Annotated in this window: 17 protein-coding genes; 14 read left to right on the forward strand and 3 right to left on the reverse strand. The window is 62.5% G+C overall.

Going from position 1 to position 22,914, the window contains the following annotated elements; translation table 11 throughout:
* Positions 1 to 156: 156 nt before the first annotated feature.
* Together BMZ57_RS15950 and BMZ57_RS15955 are read left to right on the forward strand one after the other, a co-directional pair.
* Positions 157 to 2,565, forward strand: a complete 2,409-nt coding sequence (locus BMZ57_RS15950) for a glucose/quinate/shikimate family membrane-bound PQQ-dependent dehydrogenase (protein WP_010211229.1) — start codon at positions 157 to 159, stop codon at positions 2,563 to 2,565.
* Positions 2,566 to 2,622: 57 nt separating this feature from the next.
* Positions 2,623 to 3,888, forward strand: coding sequence for a carbohydrate porin (locus BMZ57_RS15955; protein WP_069672695.1), 1,266 nt, complete (start codon positions 2,623 to 2,625; stop codon positions 3,886 to 3,888).
* Here the strand turns inward: BMZ57_RS15955 and BMZ57_RS15960 are convergent.
* Entirely contained in the window at positions 3,885 to 5,060 is a 1,176-nt protein-coding gene (locus BMZ57_RS15960) for a XylR family transcriptional regulator (RefSeq protein ID WP_010211231.1), read from the reverse strand. The two genes, BMZ57_RS15955 and BMZ57_RS15960, sit on opposite strands and share 4 nt — an antisense overlap.
* A 139-nt stretch (positions 5,061 to 5,199) precedes the next feature.
* Between BMZ57_RS15960 and xylA the strand changes: the two genes are divergently transcribed.
* From xylA to BMZ57_RS15980, 4 genes are all read left to right on the forward strand, one after another.
* On the forward strand, positions 5,200 to 6,516 hold the full coding sequence (gene xylA / locus BMZ57_RS15965) for a xylose isomerase (RefSeq protein WP_010211232.1): 1,317 nt from the start codon (positions 5,200 to 5,202) through the stop codon (positions 6,514 to 6,516).
* 101 nt (positions 6,517 to 6,617) lie between these two features.
* Positions 6,618 to 7,619, forward strand: a complete 1,002-nt coding sequence (xylF, locus tag BMZ57_RS15970) for a D-xylose ABC transporter substrate-binding protein (protein WP_069672696.1) — start codon at positions 6,618 to 6,620, stop codon at positions 7,617 to 7,619.
* A gap of 5 nt (positions 7,620 to 7,624) precedes the next feature.
* Positions 7,625 to 9,172: a D-xylose ABC transporter ATP-binding protein gene (xylG, locus tag BMZ57_RS15975; RefSeq protein ID WP_175439642.1), complete on the forward strand. Its 1,548-nt coding sequence runs from the start codon at positions 7,625 to 7,627 to the stop codon at positions 9,170 to 9,172.
* Positions 9,173 to 10,309, forward strand: coding sequence for a sugar ABC transporter permease (locus BMZ57_RS15980; RefSeq protein WP_021493353.1), 1,137 nt, complete (start codon positions 9,173 to 9,175; stop codon positions 10,307 to 10,309). It begins immediately after the preceding gene.
* A gap of 232 nt (positions 10,310 to 10,541) precedes the next feature.
* Here BMZ57_RS15980 and BMZ57_RS15985 read toward each other — a convergent pair whose 3' ends face one another.
* The gene (locus BMZ57_RS15985) at positions 10,542 to 12,041 is read right to left on the reverse strand and encodes a CoA-acylating methylmalonate-semialdehyde dehydrogenase (protein WP_010211236.1); all 1,500 of its coding nucleotides are present in this window, start codon (positions 12,039 to 12,041) and stop codon (positions 10,542 to 10,544) included.
* Positions 12,042 to 12,150: 109 nt separating this feature from the next.
* Here BMZ57_RS15985 and BMZ57_RS15990 point away from each other — a divergent pair, with 109 nt between their 5' ends.
* The 4 genes from BMZ57_RS15990 to BMZ57_RS16005 all read left to right on the forward strand — a co-directional run bounded on the left by BMZ57_RS15990 (position 12,151) and on the right by BMZ57_RS16005 (position 15,939).
* On the forward strand, positions 12,151 to 13,092 hold the full coding sequence (locus BMZ57_RS15990) for a LysR family transcriptional regulator (protein ID WP_010211237.1): 942 nt from the start codon (positions 12,151 to 12,153) through the stop codon (positions 13,090 to 13,092).
* Positions 13,093 to 13,238: 146 nt separating this feature from the next.
* Complete coding sequence (locus tag BMZ57_RS15995; protein ID WP_010211238.1) at positions 13,239 to 14,183, forward strand: ornithine cyclodeaminase family protein; 945 nt, start codon at positions 13,239 to 13,241, stop codon at positions 14,181 to 14,183.
* A complete protein-coding gene (locus BMZ57_RS16000; RefSeq protein WP_010211239.1) occupies positions 14,180 to 15,313 on the forward strand; it encodes an NAD(P)/FAD-dependent oxidoreductase in 1,134 nt (377 codons plus the stop codon). Before BMZ57_RS15995 ends, BMZ57_RS16000 begins: the two co-directional genes overlap by 4 nt.
* A complete protein-coding gene (locus tag BMZ57_RS16005; RefSeq protein ID WP_010211240.1) occupies positions 15,313 to 15,939 on the forward strand; it encodes a helix-turn-helix transcriptional regulator in 627 nt (208 codons plus the stop codon). Before BMZ57_RS16000 ends, BMZ57_RS16005 begins: the two co-directional genes overlap by 1 nt.
* Before the next feature lie 47 nt (positions 15,940 to 15,986).
* Here the strand turns inward: BMZ57_RS16005 and BMZ57_RS16010 are convergent, their stop codons facing one another.
* On the reverse strand, positions 15,987 to 16,763 hold the full coding sequence (locus tag BMZ57_RS16010) for an ABC transporter substrate-binding protein (protein WP_010211241.1): 777 nt from the start codon (positions 16,761 to 16,763) through the stop codon (positions 15,987 to 15,989).
* A 262-nt stretch (positions 16,764 to 17,025) separates the two neighbouring features.
* On the opposite strand from BMZ57_RS16010, the gene BMZ57_RS16015 reads away from it, so the two are divergent.
* The 4 genes from BMZ57_RS16015 to BMZ57_RS16030 all read left to right on the forward strand — a co-directional run bounded on the left by BMZ57_RS16015 (position 17,026) and on the right by BMZ57_RS16030 (position 22,912).
* Positions 17,026 to 18,726 carry an AMP-binding protein gene (locus BMZ57_RS16015; protein WP_010211242.1) on the forward strand — a complete coding sequence of 567 codons (1,701 nt, stop codon included), beginning with the start codon at positions 17,026 to 17,028 and terminating at the stop codon, positions 18,724 to 18,726.
* 151 nt (positions 18,727 to 18,877) lie between these two features.
* Positions 18,878 to 19,333, forward strand: coding sequence for a (2Fe-2S)-binding protein (locus tag BMZ57_RS16020; protein ID WP_010211243.1), 456 nt, complete (start codon positions 18,878 to 18,880; stop codon positions 19,331 to 19,333).
* Positions 19,333 to 21,552: a xanthine dehydrogenase family protein molybdopterin-binding subunit gene (locus BMZ57_RS16025; RefSeq protein ID WP_021493357.1), complete on the forward strand. Its 2,220-nt coding sequence runs from the start codon at positions 19,333 to 19,335 to the stop codon at positions 21,550 to 21,552. Before BMZ57_RS16020 ends, BMZ57_RS16025 begins: the two co-directional genes overlap by 1 nt.
* Before the next feature lie 16 nt (positions 21,553 to 21,568).
* Positions 21,569 to 22,912 (forward strand): c-type cytochrome, encoded by a 1,344-nt coding sequence (locus BMZ57_RS16030; protein WP_010211245.1) that lies wholly within the window; start codon positions 21,569 to 21,571, stop codon positions 22,910 to 22,912.
* Positions 22,913 to 22,914 lie beyond the last annotated feature (2 nt).

Raw genomic sequence — 22,914 nt, forward strand, 5'->3', positions numbered from 1 at the left:
CCGCTCACCACACTTGCATTGCGCCCTGGGCGACATTTAGCCACACGTCATCATCGCAGTACCTGTAATAGTCTATTGCAGGACTATAATGTACTAACCAGTTACTTATCTTGCTAAAATCGCGTCTTTGCCCTCTCACATTCGAGTCCTTTCGACATGAAACGAGCATCGCGCGCCGCTGGCGTCTCTAGATTATTATTGCTGGGCTTGGGCGTTATCATCGCCCTGCTCGGCCTCGCGCTGGCCATTGGCGGCGTCAAACTGGTCAGCCTGGGAGGTTCCTGGTACTTCCTGATCGGCGGCGCAATCATGGCAATCGCCGGGCTTTTGATCGCCTGCCGCAAGCCTGCCGGCGCATGGGTGTTCGCAGCCTTTCTGATCGGCACGGCCATCTGGGCGGTGGCGGATGTGGGCCTGGTGTTCTGGCCGCTGTTCTCGCGACTCTTCATGTTTGCGGCCATCGGTATGGTGGTGGCGCTGGTCTACCCGCTGCTCGTCAATAAGCCTGCGCGCGGCGCCTATGCCGTGGCGGCCGTACTGGCGGCGGGCGTTGCAGTGGCGGCAGGCAATATGTTCGTCGCCCACCCAAGCGTGGCGCCGACCGGTGCCGGCCCAGGCATCACCCCGGTGGCTGCGGGCGACGCACAGAAAGACTGGGCGCACTACGGCAATACCGAAGGGGGCAGCCGCTTCGCCGCGCTGGACCAGATCAACCGCGACACGGTCAACAAGCTCAAGGTGGCGTGGACCTATCACACCGGCGACGTGGCCATCAGCGACGGCAACGGCGCCGAAGACCAACTGACGCCCCTGCAGATCGGCAACAAAGTGTTCATCTGCACGCCGCACAACAACCTGATCGCCCTTGACGCCGATACCGGCAAAGAGCTGTGGAAGAACGAAGTCAACGCCAAATCGGCGGTGTGGCAGCGTTGCCGTGGCATGGCCTACTTCGACGCCACCGCGCCGATTGCCCAGCCGACCCAGCCCAACAGTTCGCCGATCATGCCCGCCAGCGTTCCCGCCGGTGCGCAGTGCCAGCGTCGCCTGCTGACCAACACCATCGATGCACGCCTGATCGCCGTGGATGCCGACACCGGCAAGTTCTGCGAAGACTTCGGCACCCACGGCCAGGTGGATCTGAAAGCCGGCCTGGGGAACGTACCGGACAGCTACTATCAGCTGTCCTCCGCGCCACTGATCGCCGGCACCACCGTGGTGGTGGGCGGTCGCGTGGCCGACAACGTCCAGACCGACATGCCCGGCGGTGTGATCCGTGGCTTCGACGTGATCAGCGGCCAGATGCGCTGGGCCTTCGACCCAGGCAACCCGGAAGACAAGCAGGCGCCCGCCGACGGCAGCACCTACGTGCGCAGCACCCCAAACAGCTGGGCGCCGATGTCCTATGACCCGCTGATGAACACCGTGTTCTTGCCGATGGGCAGTTCGTCCACCGACATCTACGGCGTGGAACGCACCCAGCTCAACCACAAATACGGCGCTTCGGTACTGGCGCTGGACGCCTCCACCGGTGCGGAAAAATGGGTGTACCAGACCGTCCACAATGACCTGTGGGACTTCGACCTGCCGATGCAGCCGAGCCTGATCGACTTCACCCCGCCGGGCAGCGACAAAGCGGTGCCAGCGGTAGTGATCGGCACCAAGGCCGGGCAGATCTACGTGCTCGACCGGGCCACTGGCAAGCCGTTGACCGACGTGCAGGAAGTCCCGGTCAAGGCCGCCAACATCCCTAACGAACCCTACTCGCCCACCCAGCCAAAATCGGTCGGCATGCCGCAGATCGGCGCACAGACCCTGACCGAATCGGACATGTGGGGTGCCACGCCGTTTGACCAGCTGCTGTGCCGCATCGACTTCAAAGGCATGCGCTACGAAGGCCTGTACACCGCGCCAGGCACTGATAAATCCCTGAGCTTCCCGGGTTCGCTGGGCGGCATGAACTGGGGCAGCATTTCCACCGACCCGGTGCATGGGTTTATCTTCGTCAACGACATGCGCCTGGGCCTGTGGATCCAGATGGTGCCGTCGCAAAACAAGGCCCAGGCCTCGTCCGGTGGCGAAGCGCTGAACACCGGTATGGGCGCCGTGCCACTCAAGGGTACGCCCTATGCGGTGAACAAGAACCGCTTCTTGTCGGTGGCCGGCATTCCGTGCCAGGCGCCACCGTTCGGCACCCTGACCGCGATCGACATGAAGACGCAAAAGGTCGCCTGGCAAGTACCGGTCGGTACCGTTGAAGACACCGGCCCCCTGGGCATCCGCATGCACCTGCCGATCAAGATCGGCCTGCCAACCCTCGGCGGCACCCTGTCGACCCAGGGCGGCTTGATCTTTATCGCCGGCACCCAGGACTTCTACCTGCGCGCCTTCAACAGCGGCAACGGTGATGAAGTCTGGAAAGCCCGCCTGCCCGTGGGCAGCCAGGGTGGCCCGATGACTTACGTGTCGCCGAAAACCGGCAAGCAATACATCGTGATCACTGCCGGTGGCGCACGCCAGTCCACCGACCGTGGCGACTACGTGATCGCCTACGCCCTGCCATAACCCCCTCTTCGCGCGGTGCCTCCCCCGGCACCGCGCCTTCTGTTTGGAAGAACCCGCATGACCCCCACTTCTCACATTCCCCTTGGGCGCCTGTTGCTGGGCCTTGCCCTGGGTGCCGCCCTGCCCGTGCAAGCCGATGACACCACCCTGACCGGCGACTGGGGTGGCCTGCGCCATGAGCTCGACGCGCAAGGCATCCGCTTTACCGGCGACTACAGTGGCGAAACCGCCTACAACGCCCACGGCGGCCAACACCGCTCGGCGCGCTACTCGCAGAACCTCAAGCTCGGCGTGCAGTTCGACCTGGGCAAGCTCTACGGTTTCAACAATGGCGACCGCATCCAGGTCACCCTCAACGACCGTCGTGGCAATAGCGCTTCCGAGGACCTGGTGGGCAACCGCCTGCCGATTCAGGAAAACTACGGCGGCCTGTACACTCGCCTGACCGAGCTGAGTTACGAGCGCACGCTCTTTACTCCGGCGCTGAACGTCAAGCTCGGCTACATGGCCATGGGCAACGACCTCGGCGGCCTGGACAGCGGGATTCTGTGCAACTTCATGAACGCCGGTTTCTGCGGGCATCCGCTGAACATGTCCGGCGGCAGCGGCTGGACCAACTACCCGAATGCGCACCTGGGTGCGCGGGTGAAATACGACTTTGCCCCCAACTGGCAACTGCGCGTCGCCGCGTTCAACGTCGACCCGCAAAGCAATGGCAACTCCAGCCGCGCCTGGCACCTGGGGCCCAAGCACACCACCGGCACCGTGGTGCCGATCGAGTTGGTGTACAAACACGCGGGCAGCCTGCCGGGCGAATACAAGCTGGGCTATTACTACGACAGTTCCGACGTGAAACGCATCGGCAGCAACAAGGTGGTCAGCGGTCGCGGTGGTCACTACCTGTTGATTGATCAGGCCGTATGGGCCTCGGAGTCCTCCGCCGGCCGCGTGCTGCACGCCTTCGGCCAATACTCCGCCGCCAGCGAAGCGGCCTCGCCGTTCAGCAAGTGGTATGGCGCGGGCGTGGTGTTGTACAAACCGTTCGAAGGCCGGCCGCGTGACACCCTGGCCCTGGGTTATGGTCGCGCCGTGCCCAACCCGCGCAGCCGCGAGGTGCAGGAACTGGCCGCGCTCAACGCCGGGAACGACTACCCCAACCTGAATAATGCCGAACAGCTGATCGAACTCAGCTACGGCTACCAGGCCACGCCTTGGCTGACCTTGCGCCCGGATGTGCAGTACATCATCGAGCCGGGGGCATTCTCGGGCGAAAACATCGACAACGCGCTGGTGCTGGGCTTGCAAGTCAAGGCCGTGTTCTAGGCCTCACTCTGCTGATACTCGCGTGGCGTACACCCAAACTCGCGGCGGAACACCGTGTGCAGATACTGCGCCGATTTGAAGCCGCAGGCCTGGGCAATATCGGCAATCGCCAGGGCCTGGTTCTGCAGGCCCTTGGCGGCAGCGGCGAGTTTGAAGCGCAGGATCTCGTCATGCACACTGCAGCCACGCGCCTTGCGAAAATGTGTCTCCAGCGATGAACGCGATACCCCCACATATCCCGCCACCTGAGCGGTCTTGATCCCCTGGCAGGCGTACTGCCGGATAAACAACAGCGCCTGCATCACGTACGGATTACCCAAGGGTTGATGCAAGCTTGAAGCCTGCACATTAATCGCATCCGGCGGCACCAGGATCTGCTCACCTCTGCACGGCTTGCCGTGCAACATCTGGTGTAACAGCGCGGCGGCCGTGCGGCCCATGGTTTCGGTGCCCTGAATAACCGAACTCAACGGCACCCGCGTGAGCGTCCGAGTCAGCGGATCATTGTCGATACCGATCAGCGCCACTTCCTCCGGCACGGCAATGCCGGCCGTGAGACATGCTTGCAGCAACTGCCGGGCGCGGGCGTCAGTGACCGCGATAATGCCAATAGGCTTGGGGAGGCTGTGCAACCAGGCGATTTGCTGTTCGACGGCGCTGTCCCACAGCGGTGCGCTGGTGCCCAGCCCGCGATAGACCTCGACCTGCAATCCGTCCCGTTGCAGCAGGCGGCGAAAGGCTTTTTCGCGCTCCTGGGCCCAGCGATTGGCCTGGGCTTCGGGCAGGCTGAAACAGGCAAACCGCGTCAGGCCGGCCTCGATCAAATGTTCATAGGCCAGCTTGATCAAGGCGTAGTTGTCCGTGGCCACGTAGGGCATGCCTTTGGGATAGGCACGCACATCCTCGTAGGAACCCCCCACCGCCACCACGGGCAGCTTGCTCCCGGCCAGCGCCTCGCCAATCAGCGGGTCATCAAAGTCAGCAATGATGCCGTCGCCCTGCCAGCGCTCGATGCCTTTGAGGCGGCACAGGAAGTCCTCTTCGAGGAACAAGTCCCAGGACGCGCGGGTACTGCTCAGGTAATTGCCGATGCCGGCGATAATGCCACGGTCGTAGATTTTGCTGCCGTTGAACAGCAGGGCAATGCGGTGCACGGGCGGTAGGGTTTTCATTGTTTTTATCCTGAAGCCGGTCAAAACAGACTAGCCCCTGTCACGCAAAATCGCACCATCTCTTGATGATTTTCGTAATCGGCAGGCGCAGCGCCGTTGTTAGTATCGAGTCACCGCCAAGAACAATAAGGAAAACGCCATGCCGTACTTCCCCGGTGTCGAGAAGGTTCGCTTCGAAGGCCCCAGCAGCGATGCCCCCCTCGCCTTTCGCCATTACGATGCCAACAAGCTCATCCTCGGCAAGCCCATGCGCGAACATCTGCGCATGGCGGCCTGTTACTGGCACACCTTCGTCTGGCCTGGGGCGGATATGTTTGGCGTGGGCACGTTCAAGCGGCCCTGGCAGCGCAGTGGCGACCCGATGGAACTGGCCATCGGCAAGGCAGACGCCGCTTTCGAGTTTTTCTCCAAGCTGGGCATCGACTACTACAGCTTTCACGACACGGACGTCGCCCCCGAAGGCAGCTCGCTCAAGGAGTATCGCCACCACTTCGCACAGATGGTCGACCACCTGGAACGCCATCAGGAACACACCGGCATCAAGCTGCTGTGGGGCACCGCCAATTGCTTCAGCAACCCGCGCTTTGCCGCCGGCGCCGCCAGCAACCCGGACCCGGAAGTGTTTGCCTACGCCGCCGCCCAGGTGTTCAGTGCAATGAACGCCACCCTGCGCCTCAAGGGTTCCAACTATGTGTTGTGGGGCGGCCGCGAGGGTTATGAAACGCTGCTCAACACCGACCTCAAGCGCGAACGCGAACAGCTCGGGCGCTTCATGCGCATGGTGGTGGAGCACAAGCACAAGATCGGCTTCAAGGGCGACCTGCTGATCGAGCCCAAGCCCCAGGAACCCACCAAGCACCAATACGATTACGACAGCGCCACGGTGTTCGGCTTCCTGCATGAGTACGGCCTGGAACATGAGATCAAGGTGAACATTGAGGCCAACCACGCAACCCTGGCCGGGCACAGCTTTCATCATGAGATTGCCACCGCCGTGTCCCTGGGGATCTTCGGCAGCATCGACGCCAACCGAGGCGACCCGCAGAACGGCTGGGACACCGACCAGTTCCCCAACAGCGTCGAGGAAATGACCCTGGCCACCTATGAAATCCTCAAGGCCGGGGGCTTCAAAAATGGCGGCTACAACTTCGACTCCAAGGTACGCCGCCAGAGCCTGGACGATGTGGACCTGTTCCACGGGCATGTGGCGGCCATGGATGTACTGGCTTTGGCACTGGAACGCGCGGCAGCGATGGTCGAGAACGATCGGTTGCAGCAATTCAAGGACCAACGGTACGCCGGTTGGCAGCAACCGCTGGGCCAGGCCGTGCTGGCCGGTGAGTTCAGCCTGGAATCACTGGCCGAACATGCATTTGCCCACGAACTGGACCCGCAGGCGGTGAGTGGTCGCCAGGAGATGCTTGAAGGCGTGGTGAATCGCTTTATCTACCGGTGACATTTGCGCGACAAATCTCTGCACAGAGCGTCGAGGGACGCTCTACAGTCTTACCCGCATCACGCTGTGTCTTTCCAACAACAATAAAAGGACGCACTACCATGAAGTCATTCAAACGCACACTTATCGCCACGGCCCTGGCCCTGCTCGCCCTGCCGGCGATGGCCGATTCCGCCCACCCGAAGATCGGTTTCTCCATCGATGACCTGCGTCTGGAGCGCTGGTCCCGCGACCGTGACTACTTCGTCGCCGCCGCGGAAAAACTCGACGCCAAGGTCTTCGTGCAATCGGCCGATGCCAACGAACAGAAACAGATCTCGCAGATTGAAAACCTGATCTCACGTGGCGTCGACGTGATTGTCATCGTGCCGTTCAACGCCACCGTGCTCACCAACGCCGTCGCCGAAGCCAAGAAGGCCGGGATCAAGGTGGTGTCCTATGATCGCCTGATTCTCAACGCGGACATCGACGCCTACATCTCCTTCGATAACGAAAAAGTCGGCGAAATGCAGGCCAGCGGCGTGTTGCAAGCGGCGCCCAAGGGTAACTACTTCCTGCTCGGCGGCGCGCCTACCGACAACAACGCCAAGGTCCTGCGCGAAGGCCAGATGAAGGTGCTGCAACCGGCCATCGACAAGGGCGACATCAAGGTCGTCGGCCAGCAGTGGGTCAAGGAATGGAACCCCACCGAAGCCCTGAGCATCGTCGAAAACGCCCTGACTCGGAACAACAACAAGATCGACGCCATCGTCGCCTCCAACGACGCCACCGCCGGCGGCGCGATCCAGGCCCTGGCCGCACAGAAACTGGCGGGCAAGGTGCCGATCTCCGGGCAAGACGCCGACCTGGCCGCGATCAAGCGCGTCATCGACGGCACCCAGACCATGACCGTGTACAAGCCGCTCAAGCTGATCGCCTCGGAAGCCGCCAAGCTTTCGGTGCAGCTGGCGCGCAATGAGAAACCCACCTACAACTCGCAATACGACAACGGCAGCAAAAAGGTCGACACCATCCTGCTCACCCCTACCCCGCTGACCAAGGCCAATATCGATCTGTTGGAGAAAGACGGGTTCTACACCAAAGAGCAGATTGCCGGGCAGTGACCGCCATGTCCGACTACCTGCTGCAAATGAACGGCATCGTCAAAAGCTTTGGCGGTGTCAACGCGCTGAACGGTATCGATATCAGGGTGCGGCCAGGGGAATGCGTTGGCCTGTGTGGCGAGAACGGTGCCGGCAAGTCCACCTTGATGAAGGTGCTGTCGGCGGTCTACCCGTACGGCACCTGGGAAGGTGAAATCCTTTGGGACGGGCAGCCGCTCAAGGCCCAGTCCATCAGCGAAACCGAGGCCGCCGGCATCGTGATCATCCACCAGGAACTGACCCTGGTGCCCGACCTGTCGGTGGCTGAAAACATCTTCATGGGCCACGAACTGACCTTGCCGGGTGGGCGCATGAACTACCCGGCGATGTTCCACCGCGCCGAAGCGCTGATGCGCGAGCTCAAGGTGCCGGACATGAACGTGGCGCTGCCCGTGTCGCAGTACGGCGGCGGCTACCAGCAACTGGTGGAAATCGCCAAGGCCCTGAACAAGCAGGCGCGACTGTTGATTCTCGACGAGCCGTCCTCGGCCCTGACCCGTTCGGAAATCGAGGTGCTGCTCGATATCATCCGTGGCCTCAAGGCCAAGGGCGTGGCCTGCGTGTACATCTCCCACAAGCTCGATGAAGTGGCGGCAGTGTGCGACACCATTGCGGTGATCCGCGACGGCAAGCACATCGCGACCACCGCCATGGCCGATATGGACATCGCGAAGATCATCACCCAGATGGTCGGCCGCGAGATGAGCAACCTCTACCCCACCGAGCCCCATGCGGTGGGCGAGGTGATTTTCGAGGCGCGCAACGTCACCTGCCATGATGTCGACAACCCCAAGCGCAAGCGCGTGGACGATGTGTCCTTTGTGCTCAAGCGTGGGGAAATCCTCGGCATCGCCGGGTTGGTGGGCGCCGGGCGCACGGAACTGGTGTCGGCGCTGTTCGGCGCCTATCCCGGCCGCTACAGCGCCGAGGTGTGGCTGGACGGCCAGGTGATCGACACACGCACGCCGCTCAAATCGATCCGCGCCGGGTTATGCATGGTGCCCGAGGATCGCAAGCGCCAAGGCATCATTCCCGACCTGGGCGTGGGCCAGAACATCACCCTGACGGTGCTCGACAGCTATGCGCACCGAACCCGCATCGATGCCGAAGCCGAACTGGGCAGCATCGACCAGCAGATCGCGCGCATGCACCTCAAGACCGCCAGCCCGTTCCTGCCGATCACCAGCCTGTCCGGTGGCAACCAGCAAAAGGCCGTGCTGGCGAAAATGCTGATGGCCAAGCCCAAGGTGCTGATCCTCGACGAGCCCACACGGGGCGTGGACGTGGGTGCCAAATATGAGATCTACAAGTTGATGGGCGCGCTGGCGGCCGAAGGCGTGGCGATCATCATGGTGTCCTCGGAGCTGGCCGAAGTGCTCGGCGTTTCCGACCGCGTGCTGGTAATCGGCGACGGCCAATTGCGCGGTGACTTCATCAACGAGGGGCTCACCCAGGAACAAGTGCTCGCCGCTGCGCTCAGCCAACACAACAATAATGATCGGAAGACCGTGTAGATGAATCAGGTCAAACACCTTTTTACCCGCTACAAAATGCTCGCCCTGGTCATCGCCGTGGCGGTGATCTGGGTGTTTTTCAGCTGGCAGACCGAGGGCGGTTTCCTCACCCCGCGCAACCTGTCCAACTTGCTGAGGCAAATGTCGATCACCGGGATATTGGCGTGCGGCATGGTGCTGGTGATCATCAGCGGCGAGATCGATTTGTCGGTGGGCTCGTTGCTCGGGTTGCTGGGTGGGCTGGCGGCGATCCTGGATGTGGTTTATCACATTCCATTGCTGGCCAACTTGAGCCTGGTGGCGTTGTGCGGGTTGATGATCGGGCTGGCCAATGGGTACATGACCGCCTATTTGCGCATCCCTTCGTTCATTGTCGGCTTGGGCGGGATGCTGGCGTTTCGCGGTATTCTGCTGGGGATCACCGGCGGCACCACCATCGCGCCGGTGTCGCCTTCGCTGGTGTACGTGGGCCAGGGTTACCTGCCGCATTCGGTGGGGATCGGGCTGGGCGTGCTGTTGTTTGCACTGACCGTTTTCCTGACCTGGAAGCAGCGGCGCAATCGCGCGCTGCATGGGTTGGCGGCGCACTCGCTGGTACGTGACCTGGTGCGGGTGGCGGTGATCGGCGCCGTACTGGCGGGGTTTGTCACGACGCTCAACAGCTACGACGGGATTCCCGTCCCGGTCTTGCTTCTGCTGGTTTTATTGGGCGTATTCAGCTACGTCACCAGCCAGACCGTATTCGGCCGTCGCGTGTACGCGGTGGGCAGCAATATGGAAGCCACGCGCCTGTCGGGCATCAACGTACAGGCGGTGAAACTGTGGATCTTCGGCATCATGGGCGTGATGTGTGCCCTGGCCGGGTTGGTCAACACGGCTCGCCTGGCTGCCGGCTCACCGTCGGCGGGGAATATGGGTGAGCTGGATGCGATTGCAGCATGTTTTATTGGCGGTACGTCAATGCGCGGTGGTTCGGGTACGGTGTATGGCGCATTGCTCGGGGCCTTGGTGATCACCAGCCTGGACAATGGCATGTCGATGCTGGACGTGGACAGCTATTGGCAGATGATTGTGAAGGGCAGCATTCTGGTACTGGCGGTTTGGGTGGATGTGAGCACGCGGGCGGGTCGGCGATGAACCGCAGCGACGGCGTTGGATTGCGGGGGTGTGGCATTGGCTGGAGATTGCCAACACCACGGTGGAACGCTCTATCGAGCGCTTGAACCCCACACAAGCCACGGCCTGAACGCGAAAAAATGTGCGAGCGGGCTTGCCTGCGATAGCGCTGTATCCCTGCCAGACCTGCTGATCTGACACTGTGCTATCGCGGACAATCCCGCTCCCCCATTGGACCTAAGGTGTACTTAAATTACTTGGACACCGGCATCGCAAACTCGGCGCCCTGCTCGATGCTCTCCGACCAGCGCTGCATGATCGACTTCTGCTTGGTATAGAACCGCACACCTTCAGTGCCATACGCGTGCATGTCGCCAAACAGGCTCTTCTTCCAGCCGCCAAACCCGTGCCACGCCATCGGCACCGGAATCGGTACGTTGATGCCGACCATGCCCACTTCAATCCGCCGTGCAAATTCACGCGCGATGTTGCCGTCGCGGGTGAAGCAACTCACACCGTTACCGAATTCGTGAGCGTTGACCAGTTTGATCGCTTCGGCGAAGTCATTCACGCGCACACACGCCAGAACCGGGCCGAAAATTTCTTCGCGGTAAATGCTCATCTCTTCAGTCACATGGTCGAACAACGTCGCCCCCAGCCAGAAGCCATTTTCCAGGCCCGGTTCGGTGGGTACATAGTCACGCCCGTCGAGCAGCAATTGCGCGCCGGCTTGTACGCCTTGTTCGATGTAGCCGCTGATGCGTTCCAGCGCCGCGCGGGACACGATCGGGCCCATCTCGGCCTTCAAATCACGGCCGTCGGTGATGCGCAGGTGCTTGGCACGCTCGGTCAGGGCGGCGATGACTTTGTCGCCCACATCGCCCACCAGCACCGCTACGGAGATGGCCATGCAACGCTCGCCAGCACTGCCGTAGGCGGCACCCATCAGGGCGTCGACGGTTTTTTCGATATCGGCGTCCGGCATCACCACCATGTGGTTTTTCGCGCCACCCAAGCCTTGCACGCGCTTGCCGTTGCGGGCGCCGGTTTCGTAGATGTACTGGGCAATCGGCGTGGAGCCGACAAAGCTCACCGCCTTGACGTCCGGGTGTTCGATCAGCGCGTCCACAGACTCCTTGTCGCCCTGCACCACGTTGAACACGCCTTTGGGCAAACCGGCTTCACGCAGCAACTCGGCCATGAACAGCGAGGCGCTCGGGTCGGTCGGGCTTGGCTTGAGGATGAACGTGTTGCCCGCCGCAATAGCGATCGGGTACATCCACATTGGCACCATCACCGGGAAGTTGAACGGCGTGACGCCGGCGACCACGCCCAGAGGCTGGCGCATTGTCCAATTGTCCATGCCGCGGGAAACCTGGTCGGAATGCTCACCCTTGAGCAGGTTGGGGATACCGCAGGCGAATTCGAGAATGTCGATGCCACGGTCGACTTCGCCCTGGGCGTCGGTGAAGACCTTGCCGTGCTCGGCGACGATGATGCGCGCCAGGTCGTCCTTGCGCTCACGCAGCAGATGAAGGTATTCGAACAGCACACGGGCGCGACGGATCGGCGGCGTGTCGGCCCAACCGGCGAACGCGGCCTGGGCGGCGGCAACGGCTTCGGACACGGTCTGGCGACTGGCCAGGGCGACGCGACCGGTCTTTTCGCCGGTGGCTGGATTGAAGACGTCCTGATAGCGATCATCGCGGGACACGCGCTGGTCGTTGATGTAGTGCTCGATGGTGGTGGTCATGGCAGTAGATCCCAGGTGAGTAACAGTGAGGACCACGATAGGCTTTCGCTTTGTTCCGAACCAGAGCAGAATCCAGAACTTATTGTCCACCAATGCGAACAATACAATCATGGAAAAGGCCGAGATCGAAGGGCTGTGGACCCATATCCATTGGCTGTCGGTGCTGGAGGAACAAGGCACCTATACCGCTGCGGCGGCACGACTGGGCGTGAGCAAGTCCGCCGTGAGCCAGCGTATTTCCGACTTGGAAAAGGCCACCGGCACGCGCCTGGTGACGCGCACTACACGCAGTGTAAGGCTGACCGATGCGGGGCTTTCGTTGACCCGCGAAGTGCGCAGCGCCTATGAACAGATCGCCCGCAGTTTCTCGTCGGTGCGCGACTCGGTGGGAGAGATTCGCGGTCTGCTACGACTGACAGCGCCCGTGGCATTTGCCCGTCAGCAACTGGTGCCGCATCTGTCGGAGTTTTTGCAGCAATACCCGCAGGTACGCCTACAGCTCGACGTGTCGGATGCCCTGAGTTCACTGGCCGCCGAGGGCTACGACCTGGCCGTCCGCCACGGTTTCCAGGTGCCGGAAACCCATGTGGCGTGGAAGCTGTGCGACACCGGCTCGGTGCTGGTCGCCAGCCAGGACTACCTGCAACGTCACGGAGAACCCCGCGAACCTGGCGATCTGTCTGCGCATAACTGCCTGTTCTACCCTCGCGGCACCGATCAGCCCGCCTGGACCTTCGAGCGCGGCACTAAAAACGTCGAACGCCTCACCGTGCCCATCGCCGGCAGCTTCGCCACCAACAACAGCGAAGCCCTGCGCGACTCGGCGCTCAACCACCTGGGCATCGCCCTGCTGCCGGATTTCAGCGCCCACGCTGCCCTGTCCAGCGGCAAATTGGTGCAGGTGCTCAAGGGCTGGACGCTCAAGGGGGCGTTTGCCGATGAGATCTACCTGATCCGGCCGTACTCGCCACATGTGCCGAAAGCGGTGAGTGCGCTGGTCAGCTATTTGAAGGGGAAATTGTCCGGCGGGTTTCAATACAACGCCCACTGATTGCGCCAGCCCGCCGGGGCGCGGTGCCGGGCAGTCTGATGAATCGGAACCGGGGCAAGTGAGGCGCGCGCTTTTTTCTCGCGGGATATTGCTCGACAGAACTAAAAGTCCATAATGGACAAATAAGTTCACCCGCGGAGACACCCATGTCCAGCACACCCCACGTGATCCATCAGGCCCAGGCCCGCGAGCTGCTCGGCCAAATCGATGTGCCGTCTATCCTGCGCAAGTTGTTCCGTGACCTGGCGACCGGGCAAGCGGTGCAGCCGGCGCAGCAGCTCGTGGAGTTCCCGCAAGCGGCGGGCGACTTTATCAACTACCTGGGCGTGCTGGCCGAGGATGGGGTGTACGGGGTCAAGACTTCGCCCTATATCGTGCGTGAACAAGGCCCGCTGGTGACGGCTTGGACATTATTGATGTCGATGCAGACCGGCCAACCGTTGCTGCTATGCGATGCAGCCGAACTGACCACCGCCCGCACGGCCGCCACCACAGCCCTGGCAGTGGATGCATTAGCGCCTTTATCAGCGCGACGCTTGGCGATCATCGGCAGTGGCAAGGTGGCCCAGGCGCACCTGCATTATGTGAAAGGCTTCAGGGATTGGCAGCGCATCAGCGTGTTTTCACCCAGCCTGGCCAACGCATCCACCGATACCATCGCGCAACTCAAAGGCCTGGACCCACGCGTGGTCATCGCCAGCAGTTGCGAGACGGCGGTGGAAGACGCCGATGTGATCCTGCTGTGTACGTCGTCGGCCGGACCGGTGCTCGACCCGGCGCGGTTGACCAAGCCGGCACTGATCACGTCGATCAGCACCAACGCCCCACGCGCCCATGAAGTGCCGCCGCAACGCCTCAACACAATGCAGGTATTTTGCGACTATCGCCGGACCACCCCTGGCTCGGCCGGTGAAATGTTAATCGCAGCCGAACAATACGGTTGGGATCCGCGCGCAGTGGCCGGTGACCTGCCCGAATTGCTCAGCGAACAGGTACAGCGCCCGACCTACGACAGCCCTGTGTTTTTCCGCTCCATCGGCCTGGGCCTGGAAGACATCGCACTGGCCAACGCCCTCTGGAGACAGCTATGAGCCACGCAGACTTCATCATCATCGGCGGCGGCATTGCCGGCGCGTCCACGGGGTTCTGGTTGTCGCAGCACGGCAAAGTGCTGGTGCTGGAGCGCGAAAGCCACCCGGCCTATCACTCCACCGGGCGTTCGGCGGCGCTGTACACCGCCGCCTATGGCACCCCGCAGGTGCGGGCGCTGACCCTGGCCAGCCGTGAGTTTTTCGATAACCCGCCACCTGGTTTTTGCGAACATCCGTTACTCACGCCAAGGGGCGAAATAACGGTGGATTTCATTGGCGATGCGGTGGAGTTGAACGACCAGTACCTGAGCGCCAAGGCCACCGTGCCGCAGGTCGAACTGCTCAGCGCCGACGAAGCCTGTGCGAGACTGCCGATCCTGCGCCGCGAAAAAGTCCACGGCGCGTTGTATGACCCCACCGCCAGCGACATCGACACCGACGCTCTGCACCAGGGCTACCTGCGTGGCATCCGCCGCAACGGCGGCGAGGTACGCACCGACAGTCATGTGCTCGGTTTGAGCCGCGACGCCGACGGCATCTGGCAGGTACAGACCCAGGACGCGACCTGCACCGCGCCCGTCATCATCAACGCCGCCGGCGCCTGGGCCGACCACATCGGCGGGCTCGCCGGGGCCGCGTCCATCGGCTTGCAGCCCAAGCGGCGCTCGGCGCTGATCTTCGCCGGCCCCGAAGGGGTCGACAGCCACCACTGGCCAATGCTGGTGGCGCTGGACGAATCCTTCTACATGAAACCCGACGCCGGCATGTTCCTTGGCTCACCGGCCAATGCCGACCCGGTCGAACCCCAGGACATCCAGCCCGAAGAACTGGACATCGCCATGGGCATCTACCAGATCGAGGAAGCCACCACCCTGACCATCCGCCGTCCGACGCGAACCTGGGCCGGCCTGCGCAGCTTTGTGCACGACGGTGATCTGCTCTCAGGTTTTGACCCAAAGGTAGCGGGCCTGTTTTGGGTGGCGGCGCAAGGGGGTTATGGCATTCAGACCTCGCCGGCCATGGGCCAGGCCAGTGCGGCACTGGTGCGCGGCGCCCCGCTGCCGGAGGCACTGACGCGGTTCGGCCTCGACGCTGGTATGCTCTCCCCTGCCCGCCTGGAGCCCCATTGATGAACACCGCTGAACAAGACAAGGTCATGCAGAACTTCCGTGCGATGGCCGACGCCATCGCTACCCTGTTTTTCCCCCACGCCGAAGCGGTGTTGCATGACCTGCGCTCGCAAAAAGTCGATTACATCGCCAACAACTTGTCCAAGCGCAGCATAGGCGATGATTCGGCGCTGGAGGACATGCTCAGCGACGATGTCAGCGATGTAAACATCGGCCCGTACGAAAAGCTCAACTGGGACGGTCAGAAAATCCGCAGCCTGAGTACCGTGCTGCATGACCACAAAGGCCGTCGACTGGCGGTACTGTGCATCAACCTGAATATTTCATTGTTTGAAAACGCCAAGGCGGCGCTGGACCTGTTTCTGTCACCGAGCAAACTGATCCCGCAACCAGACTCGCTGTTTCGCGATGACTGGCAGGAGCGCATCAATACCTTCCTGCATGCGTGGATGCGTGAGCGCCAGTTGAGCCTGAACCTGCTGACCCGTGACCACAAGCGCGAGCTGGTTCTGGCCCTGCATGCCGAAGGGGCATTCAAGGGCAAGAGCGCGTCGAACTATGTGGCCAATGTGCTGGGCATGGGACGGGCGACGGTCTACAAACACCTGAAAGAGTTGAAGGGCTGATGGATTTACCCCTGTAGGAGCGAGCTTGCTCGCTCCTACAAAGGTCATCAATCGCCGTAGATGTCGGATTTGAAGTACTGCTGCGAAATCTTCTGGTACTCGCCACTGGCGCGAATGCCATCGATGGCCGCATTCAACTGGCCGACCAACTCCGTATTGCCCTTGCGCACCGCGATCCCTGCACCCTCGCCCACGTATTTCGGGTCCTTGAGTTCCGGGCCGACAAACGCATAGCCCTTGCCGCGTGGCATCTGCAGGAAGTCGTTCAGGGGAATGGTGTCGGCAAAGATCGCATCGAGGCGACCGGCTGCCAGGTCCATGTAGATCTCTTCATTATTGCTGTAGCGCTTGACGTTGATGCCCTTGGGCTCGAACACCTCGGTGGCATAACGGTCGGTGGTGGTGGCGCGCTGCACGCCGATCGTCTTGCCCTTGAGGCTGGCATATTGGTCATCCACCACGGCGCCCTCCTTCATCACCAGGCGCGATGACGTGAAGTAGTACTTGTGGGTGAAGTCCACCGACTTCTTGCGGTCTTCGTTGATGGTCATGGACGACAAGGCCATGTCGATTTTCTTCACCTTGAGGGAAGGAATCAGACCGTCGAACTCACCTTCTACCCACACGCACTTGACCTTCATCTGCGCGCACAGCGCATTGCCGATATCGTAGTCAAAGCCAACGATCTTGCCTTCCTCGGTCTTGGACGCGAATGGCGGGTAAGCCGCCTCGATGCCGATGCGCAGGGTTTTCTCGGCGGCCATCGCGTGGCTGGACGCAAGCAGGCCCAGGGCCAGGACGGTGATAAGGGAGCGCTTCTTCATGGTGGTGTTCTCGCAAGTTGTTGTTGGTTTGGCAGACCTGAAGAAAGAAACGAAGCCGTTAACTTTGTACTTATAATTCCATATTGGACTTTTACGTCTTTATCGTCAATCACGCCGCTTTGCGGTTCGACACCCATGACTTTTTTGCACAACGTACCGGTGTTTTTGAGCGTTCTGCTCTGATTTATGCGTGCCTATACTCGGTCCAGCCTCTCGGTTCAGCCGGGGGGGAGTCCCACAACAATAATTAAGGACAGCCACCATGACCCAGCCCTTCCTGGCCGCTCGGGATTTTCTGCTCGCTCACCGCACCGATTACGCCACAGCCGTACGGGATTTCCGTTGGCCGCAACTGGGCGAATTCAACTGGGCCCTGGACTATTTCGATGCGATGGCCGAAGGCAATCCGGCCGATGCGCTGTGGATCGTCGAGGAGGACGGCAGCGAGCAGCGTTACAGTTTCCAGCAACTGGCTGCGCGCTCCAATCAGGTGGCCAACCACCTACGCGCCCTCGGTGTAAACCGGGGTGATCGTGTGCTGCTGATGCTCGGCAACGATGTCGCGCTGTGGGACACCATGCTGGCTGCATTCAAGCTCGGCGCCGTGGTCATTCCCGCCACGGCGTTGCTGAACCCCGATGACCTGCGCGACCGTATCGAACGTGGCCAGGTTCGCCACGTGGTGGTCGGCGAAGCGCATGTGCACAAGTTCGCCGGCCTGGCTCAGGGTTGCAGCCGTATCTGCGTGGGTTCGGCGCCTGCCGGCTGGGTCGCGCACAACGCGGCTTTTGAATACCCCGAACAGTTTGAGGCGCAAGGCCGCACCCTGGCCACCGACCCAATGCTGCTGTACTTCACTTCCGGCACCACCTCCAAGCCGAAAATGGTGCTGCACAGCCACCAGAGCTATCCGGTCGGGCACTTGTCGACCATGTACTGGATCGGCCTGCAACCGGGCGACCTGCACCTGAATATCTCATCGCCAGGCTGGGCCAAGCATGCCTGGAGTTGCCTGTTCGCACCGTGGAATGCCGGTGCGTGCATCTTTATCCATAACGTCGCGCGATTCAGCGCGCCGGCCTTGCTCAGTGCCTTGGAACGCTACGGCGTAACCAGCCTGTGCGCGCCGCCGACGGTGTGGCGCATGCTGATCCAGGAAGACCTGGCCAGCTACAGACCGCGCCTGAGCCTGCGCGAGCTGGTGGGCGCGGGTGAGCCGCTGAACCCGGAAATCATCGAGCAGATCCAACAGGCCTGGGGCTTGCCGTTACGTGATGGTTTCGGCCAATCGGAAACCACTGCCCTGGTAGGCAACACGCCCGGCCAGTTGCTCAAGCCCGGTTCCATGGGGCGCCCGTTGCCGGGCTACCAGGTGGCCCTGCTCGACCCGGATGGCATTCCCGGCAACGAAGGCGAAGTCGCCCTGCCCCTGGACGTGCGCCCGCTCGGCCTGATGCTCTGCTACGAGGACAGCCCGGAGAAAACCGCCGAGGTCATGCGTGACGGCTACTACCGCACCGGCGACACCGCGCAGATCGACGCCGACGGCTACATCACCTTCGTCGGTCGCGCCGACGATGTGTTCAAGGCCTCCGACTACCGCATCAGCCCATTCGAACTGGAAAGCGCCTTGATCGAACACCCGGCCGTCATGGAAGTCGCCGTGGTGCCGAGCCCCGACCCGTTGCGCCTGGCGGTGCCCAAGGCATTCCTGATCCTGGCCCATGACGAACCCGGCAGCGCGGCGTTGGCCCAACATATTCTGGCCTTCGCCCGTGAGCATTTGGCGCCGTACAAGCGGGTGCGACGCATCGAGTTCGTCACCGAGCTGCCCAAGACCATATCCGGGAAGATTCGGCGGGTGGAACTGCGGCAAATGGAGGTGCTGCGGCGCCAGGGTGATACGCGGGGTGAGCATGAGCACTTCGAGGAAGACTTCGTGCGCCCAACCGCTGAATCGTAGTCGCACAATCCTGTTGAATACTTGCCTGATCCTCCGACTTATCGACTAATGGATAGATAGCCCTTGCGCGCTGGTCTAGAGTTCGACAATAAGCGGCCACTGCGTTCATGACTAAAACAGGCCGCACCTACCGTCGATCAGCAGGTGAGCCATGGAATTACGAATCAACCAAAAGGCCTATCAGGTCGATGCCGACGCGGACACGCCATTGCTGTGGGTGATCCGCGATGACCTGGGCCTGACTGGCACCAAGTATGGCTGTGGCCTGGCCCAGTGCGGCGCGTGTTCGGTACTGGTGGATGGCAACGTGGTGCGCTCCTGCGTCACCCCGGTGGCCGGGGTGGTCGGACGAGAAATCACCACCATCGAAGCGATTGAAACCGATGAAGTGGGCAAGCGTGTGGTCGCGACCTGGGTCGAGCATCAGGTGGCGCAATGCGGCTACTGCCAGTCCGGGCAAGTGATGGCGGCCACTGCGCTGCTCAAGCACACGCCGGCGCCCAGCAAGGCGCAGATCGACGCGGCGATGATCAACCTGTGCCGTTGCGGCACGTATAACGCCATCCATGCGGCTGTCGACGACCTGGCCAAGCAGGGGGGCGTCTGATGAACCTCATCAACGAACTGCTCGACGCGCCGGTAAACCTTTCGCGCCGCCGCTTTCTGGCGAGTACGGCCGTGGGTGCGCTGGTGATTGGTTTTGGCCTGCCACTGGGCTCGGGTCGGGTGCAAGCCGCCACCGCGGCTGAACGCGGCACCCAGGTGCCGGCGTTCCTGGAGATTCGTCCGGACGGCACGGTGCGCCTGCTCAGCCCCTTCATGGAAGGCGGGCAAGGCACGCACACCGCCATGGCGCAGATTGTCGGTGAAGAACTGGATGCCGACCCCGCGACGTTCATCGTCGAAGCCGCCCCGCCCGGCGAAGCCTATGTGGTGATGGAAAACGGCCTGCGCATCACCGGCGGCAGCATGTCGGTGCGCATGAGCTACCCGACCATGCGCCGCCTCGGCGCCCTGGCCCGCGCGATGCTGCTGCAGGCGGGCGCCAAACAATGGGGCGTACCGGTTGGCGAACTGACTACCCAGCCTGGTCGCGTGGTGCACGCGGCTTCCGGTCGTTCGCTGGGTTATGGCGAACTGGCCAGTAGCGCCCTCGACATGCCAGTGCCCGATCCCGCCAGCATCACCCTGCGCGACCCGAGCCAATTCCGCTGGATCGGCAAACCGGTCAAGCGCCTGGACGCCTACGACAAATCCACTGGCAAGGCGCTCTACAGCATCGACCTGAAAGTCGACAATATGCTTCACGCAGCCGTCCAGCATGCGCCACGTCTGGGCATGACCGTGGGCAGCCTGCGCAACCAGTCGCAGGTCGAAGGCATGAAAGGCGTGCATTCGGTGCACGTGCTGCCTGGCGCAGTGGCCGTGGTGGCTGAACGCTGGTGGCACGCCAAGCGTGCGGTAGAAGCGATCCAGGTCGACTGGCAGGAGGCGGCTGCCGACTCGACACTGCGCGTCATGCCGGCGGATTTTTCCAGCGACAAGCACCGCGAGTTCCTAGCGGCCCAACAGGGCCCAACCCGCGACGACGAGAACGAAGGTGACGTGGCCGGTGCGTTGAAAGGCGCCAAGACCCAGGTCGAGGCGACCTACCACAACCAATACCTCAACCACGCCCAGCTGGAGCCGCCGTCGGCCCTGGCGCGCTTCAACCCCGATGGCACGCTGGAAATCTGGCTGCCCAACCAGGCGCCGGACATGTTCCGCGCCGACATTGCCAAACGCACCGGCCTAGACCCTGCGCAAATCACCCTGCACTCGCCGCTACTCGGTGGTTTTTTCGGCCGGCACTTCCTGTATGACTCGGCTAACCCTTATCCGCAGGCCATTGCACTGGCCAAGGCGGTGGGCCGTCCGATCAAGCTGATCTGGAGCCGTGAGGAAGAGTTCCTGCGCGATGTGCTGCGCCCCCTGGCGGTGGTCAAGTTCCGTGCCGCGCTGGATGACAAAGGCCTGCCGGTGGCCATCGAAGCGGTCAGTGCAACCGAAGGCCCGACCGAGGCACTCGCCGGCAAACAGGGCGATAAGATCGACCCCACGGCCGTTGAAGGGTTGTCGGGCAAGTCCTACGCGATCCCCAACAAACGCATCGCGCAGATCTACGTCAAAGGCGCACCGATGCTTGGTTACTGGCGCTCGGTGGGCAATTCGCTCAACGACTTTTTCTACGAGTCGTTCCTCGACGAACTGGCGGACAAGGGTGGGCATGATCCCTATGAGCTGCGCCTGCACCTGTTGCGCGACAACCCACGGCTGACCACGTTGCTGCAAGCAGCGGGTGAACTCTCCGGTGGCTGGAAGCGCGGCCCCTTTACCGCCGAGGACGGCACCCGGCGCGCACGCGGCGTGGCAATGGCTTCGCCGTTCGGTTCCCACACTGCGGCGATCGCGGAAGTGTCGATCGAGAATGGCAAGGTCAAAGTGCACGATATCTGGCAGGCCATCGACCCCGGCAGCATCGTCAACCCGGCGATTGTCGAGGCACAGGTCAACGGCGCCGTGGCGTTGGGCTTGTCCCAGACCTTATTGGAAGAAGCGGTCTACGTGGACGGCAAGCCCCGGGCGCGCAACTACGACCTTTACCCGATCCTGGCGCCTGCGCAGATGGCGCGGGTGCATGTGCGGGTGGTCGAGAGTGGCGAAAAAATGGGCGGTATCGGCGAGCCTCCATTGCCAGCCGTGGCACCGGCCGTGGCCAATGCGGTGGCACAGTTGACAGGCCAGCGCGTGCGCAGCCTGCCCTTGAGCCGACACACTTTCAGCTGACCTTCAGGAAACGCCCATGAACAACCGTCGATTCGCAAGAACCGCAGGCTGGCTGGCGCTGCCCTGCCTGGTCGCCGCAGGCCTGCTGGCCTGGTACGTCACCCGTGAACCGGCTACGCCGTTCGAACAGGAACAGGCGGGCGCCACCTTCGAACCCGCCCTGGTCAGCCGTGGCGAGTATGTTGCCCGTCTCAGCGACTGCGTGGCCTGCCACAGTCTGGCGGGCAAGGCACCGTTCGCCGGGGGCCTGGAAATGGCCACGCCGTTGGGGGCGATCCACGCCACCAACATCACGCCGGACAAATCCACGGGTATCGGCACCTACAGCCTGGCCGACTTCGACCGTGCGGTGCGCCATGGCGTAGCACCGGGCGGCCGCCGGCTGTATCCGGCCATGCCCTACCCGTCCTACGTGAAACTCAGCGATGACGACATAAAAGCGCTGTACGCGTTTTTCATGCAGGGCATAAAACCGGCCAACCAGCCGAATATCCCCAGTGATATTCCCTGGCCGCTGAATATGCGCTGGCCCATCGCGCTGTGGAATGGCGTGTTCGCCCCCACTGCGACTTACGCCGCCAAGCCCGACCAGGACGCCCTGTGGAACCGCGGCGCCTACATCGTCCAGGGCCCCGGCCACTGCGGCAGTTGCCACACGCCACGCGGCCTGGCCTTCAACGAAAAAGCCCTGGACGAAGCCGGCGCGCCGTTCCTCGCCGGCGCCCTGCTCGATGGCTGGTACGCACCCAGCCTGCGCCAGGACCCCAACACCGGGCTGGGCCGTTGGAGCGAACCGCAGATCGTGCAGTTCCTCAAGACCGGGCGCAACGCCCATGCAGTGGTCTACGGCTCGATGACCGAAGCCTTCAACAACTCCACGCAGTTCATGCAGGACGACGACCTGGCGGCCATCGCCCGCTATCTCAAGTCATTGCCCGGCGACCCGCAGCGCGACGGCGCCCCCTGGCAGTATCAGGCGGTGGCAGCGGTGCAAGACGCCCCCGGCGCCCACACTTACGCAACCCGCTGCGCCTCCTGCCATGGCCTCGACGGCAAGGGCCAGCCCGAGTGGATGCCCCCCCTCGCCGGGGCCACCTCGGCGCTGGCGAAGGAAAGCGCCTCGGCGATCAACATCACCCTCAACGGCTCGCAACGCGTGGTGGCGTCTGGCGTGCCGGATGCCTACCGCATGCCGGCGTTCCGTGAGCAACTGTCCGACACGGAAATCGCCGAGGTGTTGAGCTACGTGCGTAGCACCTGGGGCAACAACGGGGGCGCGGTTGACGCCAACGCGGTGGGCAAGCTGCGCGGGCACACCGACCCGGCGAGCAGCAGCCCGATCATCCTGCACATGCGCTGAGT

The sequence above is a fragment of the Pseudomonas simiae genome, from assembly GCF_900111895.1.
GTDB lineage: Bacteria > Pseudomonadota > Gammaproteobacteria > Pseudomonadales > Pseudomonadaceae > Aquipseudomonas > Aquipseudomonas simiae.

Excerpts from the sequence above, each read along its gene's own strand:
- BMZ57_RS15950 (WP_010211229.1), top strand. The coding sequence starts at position 157 with ATGAAACGAGCATCGCGCGCCGCTGGCGTCTCTAGATTATTATTGCTG.
- BMZ57_RS15955 (WP_069672695.1), top strand. The coding sequence starts at position 2,623 with ATGACCCCCACTTCTCACATTCCCCTTGGGCGCCTGTTGCTGGGCCTT.
- BMZ57_RS15960 (WP_010211231.1), bottom strand. The coding sequence starts at position 5,060 with ATGAAAACCCTACCGCCCGTGCACCGCATTGCCCTGCTGTTCAACGGC.
- xylA (WP_010211232.1), top strand. The coding sequence starts at position 5,200 with ATGCCGTACTTCCCCGGTGTCGAGAAGGTTCGCTTCGAAGGCCCCAGC.
- xylF (WP_069672696.1), top strand. The coding sequence starts at position 6,618 with ATGAAGTCATTCAAACGCACACTTATCGCCACGGCCCTGGCCCTGCTC.
- xylG (WP_175439642.1), top strand. The coding sequence starts at position 7,625 with ATGTCCGACTACCTGCTGCAAATGAACGGCATCGTCAAAAGCTTTGGC.
- BMZ57_RS15980 (WP_021493353.1), top strand. The coding sequence starts at position 9,173 with ATGAATCAGGTCAAACACCTTTTTACCCGCTACAAAATGCTCGCCCTG.
- BMZ57_RS15985 (WP_010211236.1), bottom strand. The coding sequence starts at position 12,041 with ATGACCACCACCATCGAGCACTACATCAACGACCAGCGCGTGTCCCGC.
- BMZ57_RS15990 (WP_010211237.1), top strand. The coding sequence starts at position 12,151 with ATGGAAAAGGCCGAGATCGAAGGGCTGTGGACCCATATCCATTGGCTG.
- BMZ57_RS15995 (WP_010211238.1), top strand. The coding sequence starts at position 13,239 with ATGTCCAGCACACCCCACGTGATCCATCAGGCCCAGGCCCGCGAGCTG.
- BMZ57_RS16000 (WP_010211239.1), top strand. The coding sequence starts at position 14,180 with ATGAGCCACGCAGACTTCATCATCATCGGCGGCGGCATTGCCGGCGCG.
- BMZ57_RS16005 (WP_010211240.1), top strand. The coding sequence starts at position 15,313 with ATGAACACCGCTGAACAAGACAAGGTCATGCAGAACTTCCGTGCGATG.
- BMZ57_RS16010 (WP_010211241.1), bottom strand. The coding sequence starts at position 16,763 with ATGAAGAAGCGCTCCCTTATCACCGTCCTGGCCCTGGGCCTGCTTGCG.
- BMZ57_RS16015 (WP_010211242.1), top strand. The coding sequence starts at position 17,026 with ATGACCCAGCCCTTCCTGGCCGCTCGGGATTTTCTGCTCGCTCACCGC.
- BMZ57_RS16020 (WP_010211243.1), top strand. The coding sequence starts at position 18,878 with ATGGAATTACGAATCAACCAAAAGGCCTATCAGGTCGATGCCGACGCG.
- BMZ57_RS16025 (WP_021493357.1), top strand. The coding sequence starts at position 19,333 with ATGAACCTCATCAACGAACTGCTCGACGCGCCGGTAAACCTTTCGCGC.
- BMZ57_RS16030 (WP_010211245.1), top strand. The coding sequence starts at position 21,569 with ATGAACAACCGTCGATTCGCAAGAACCGCAGGCTGGCTGGCGCTGCCC.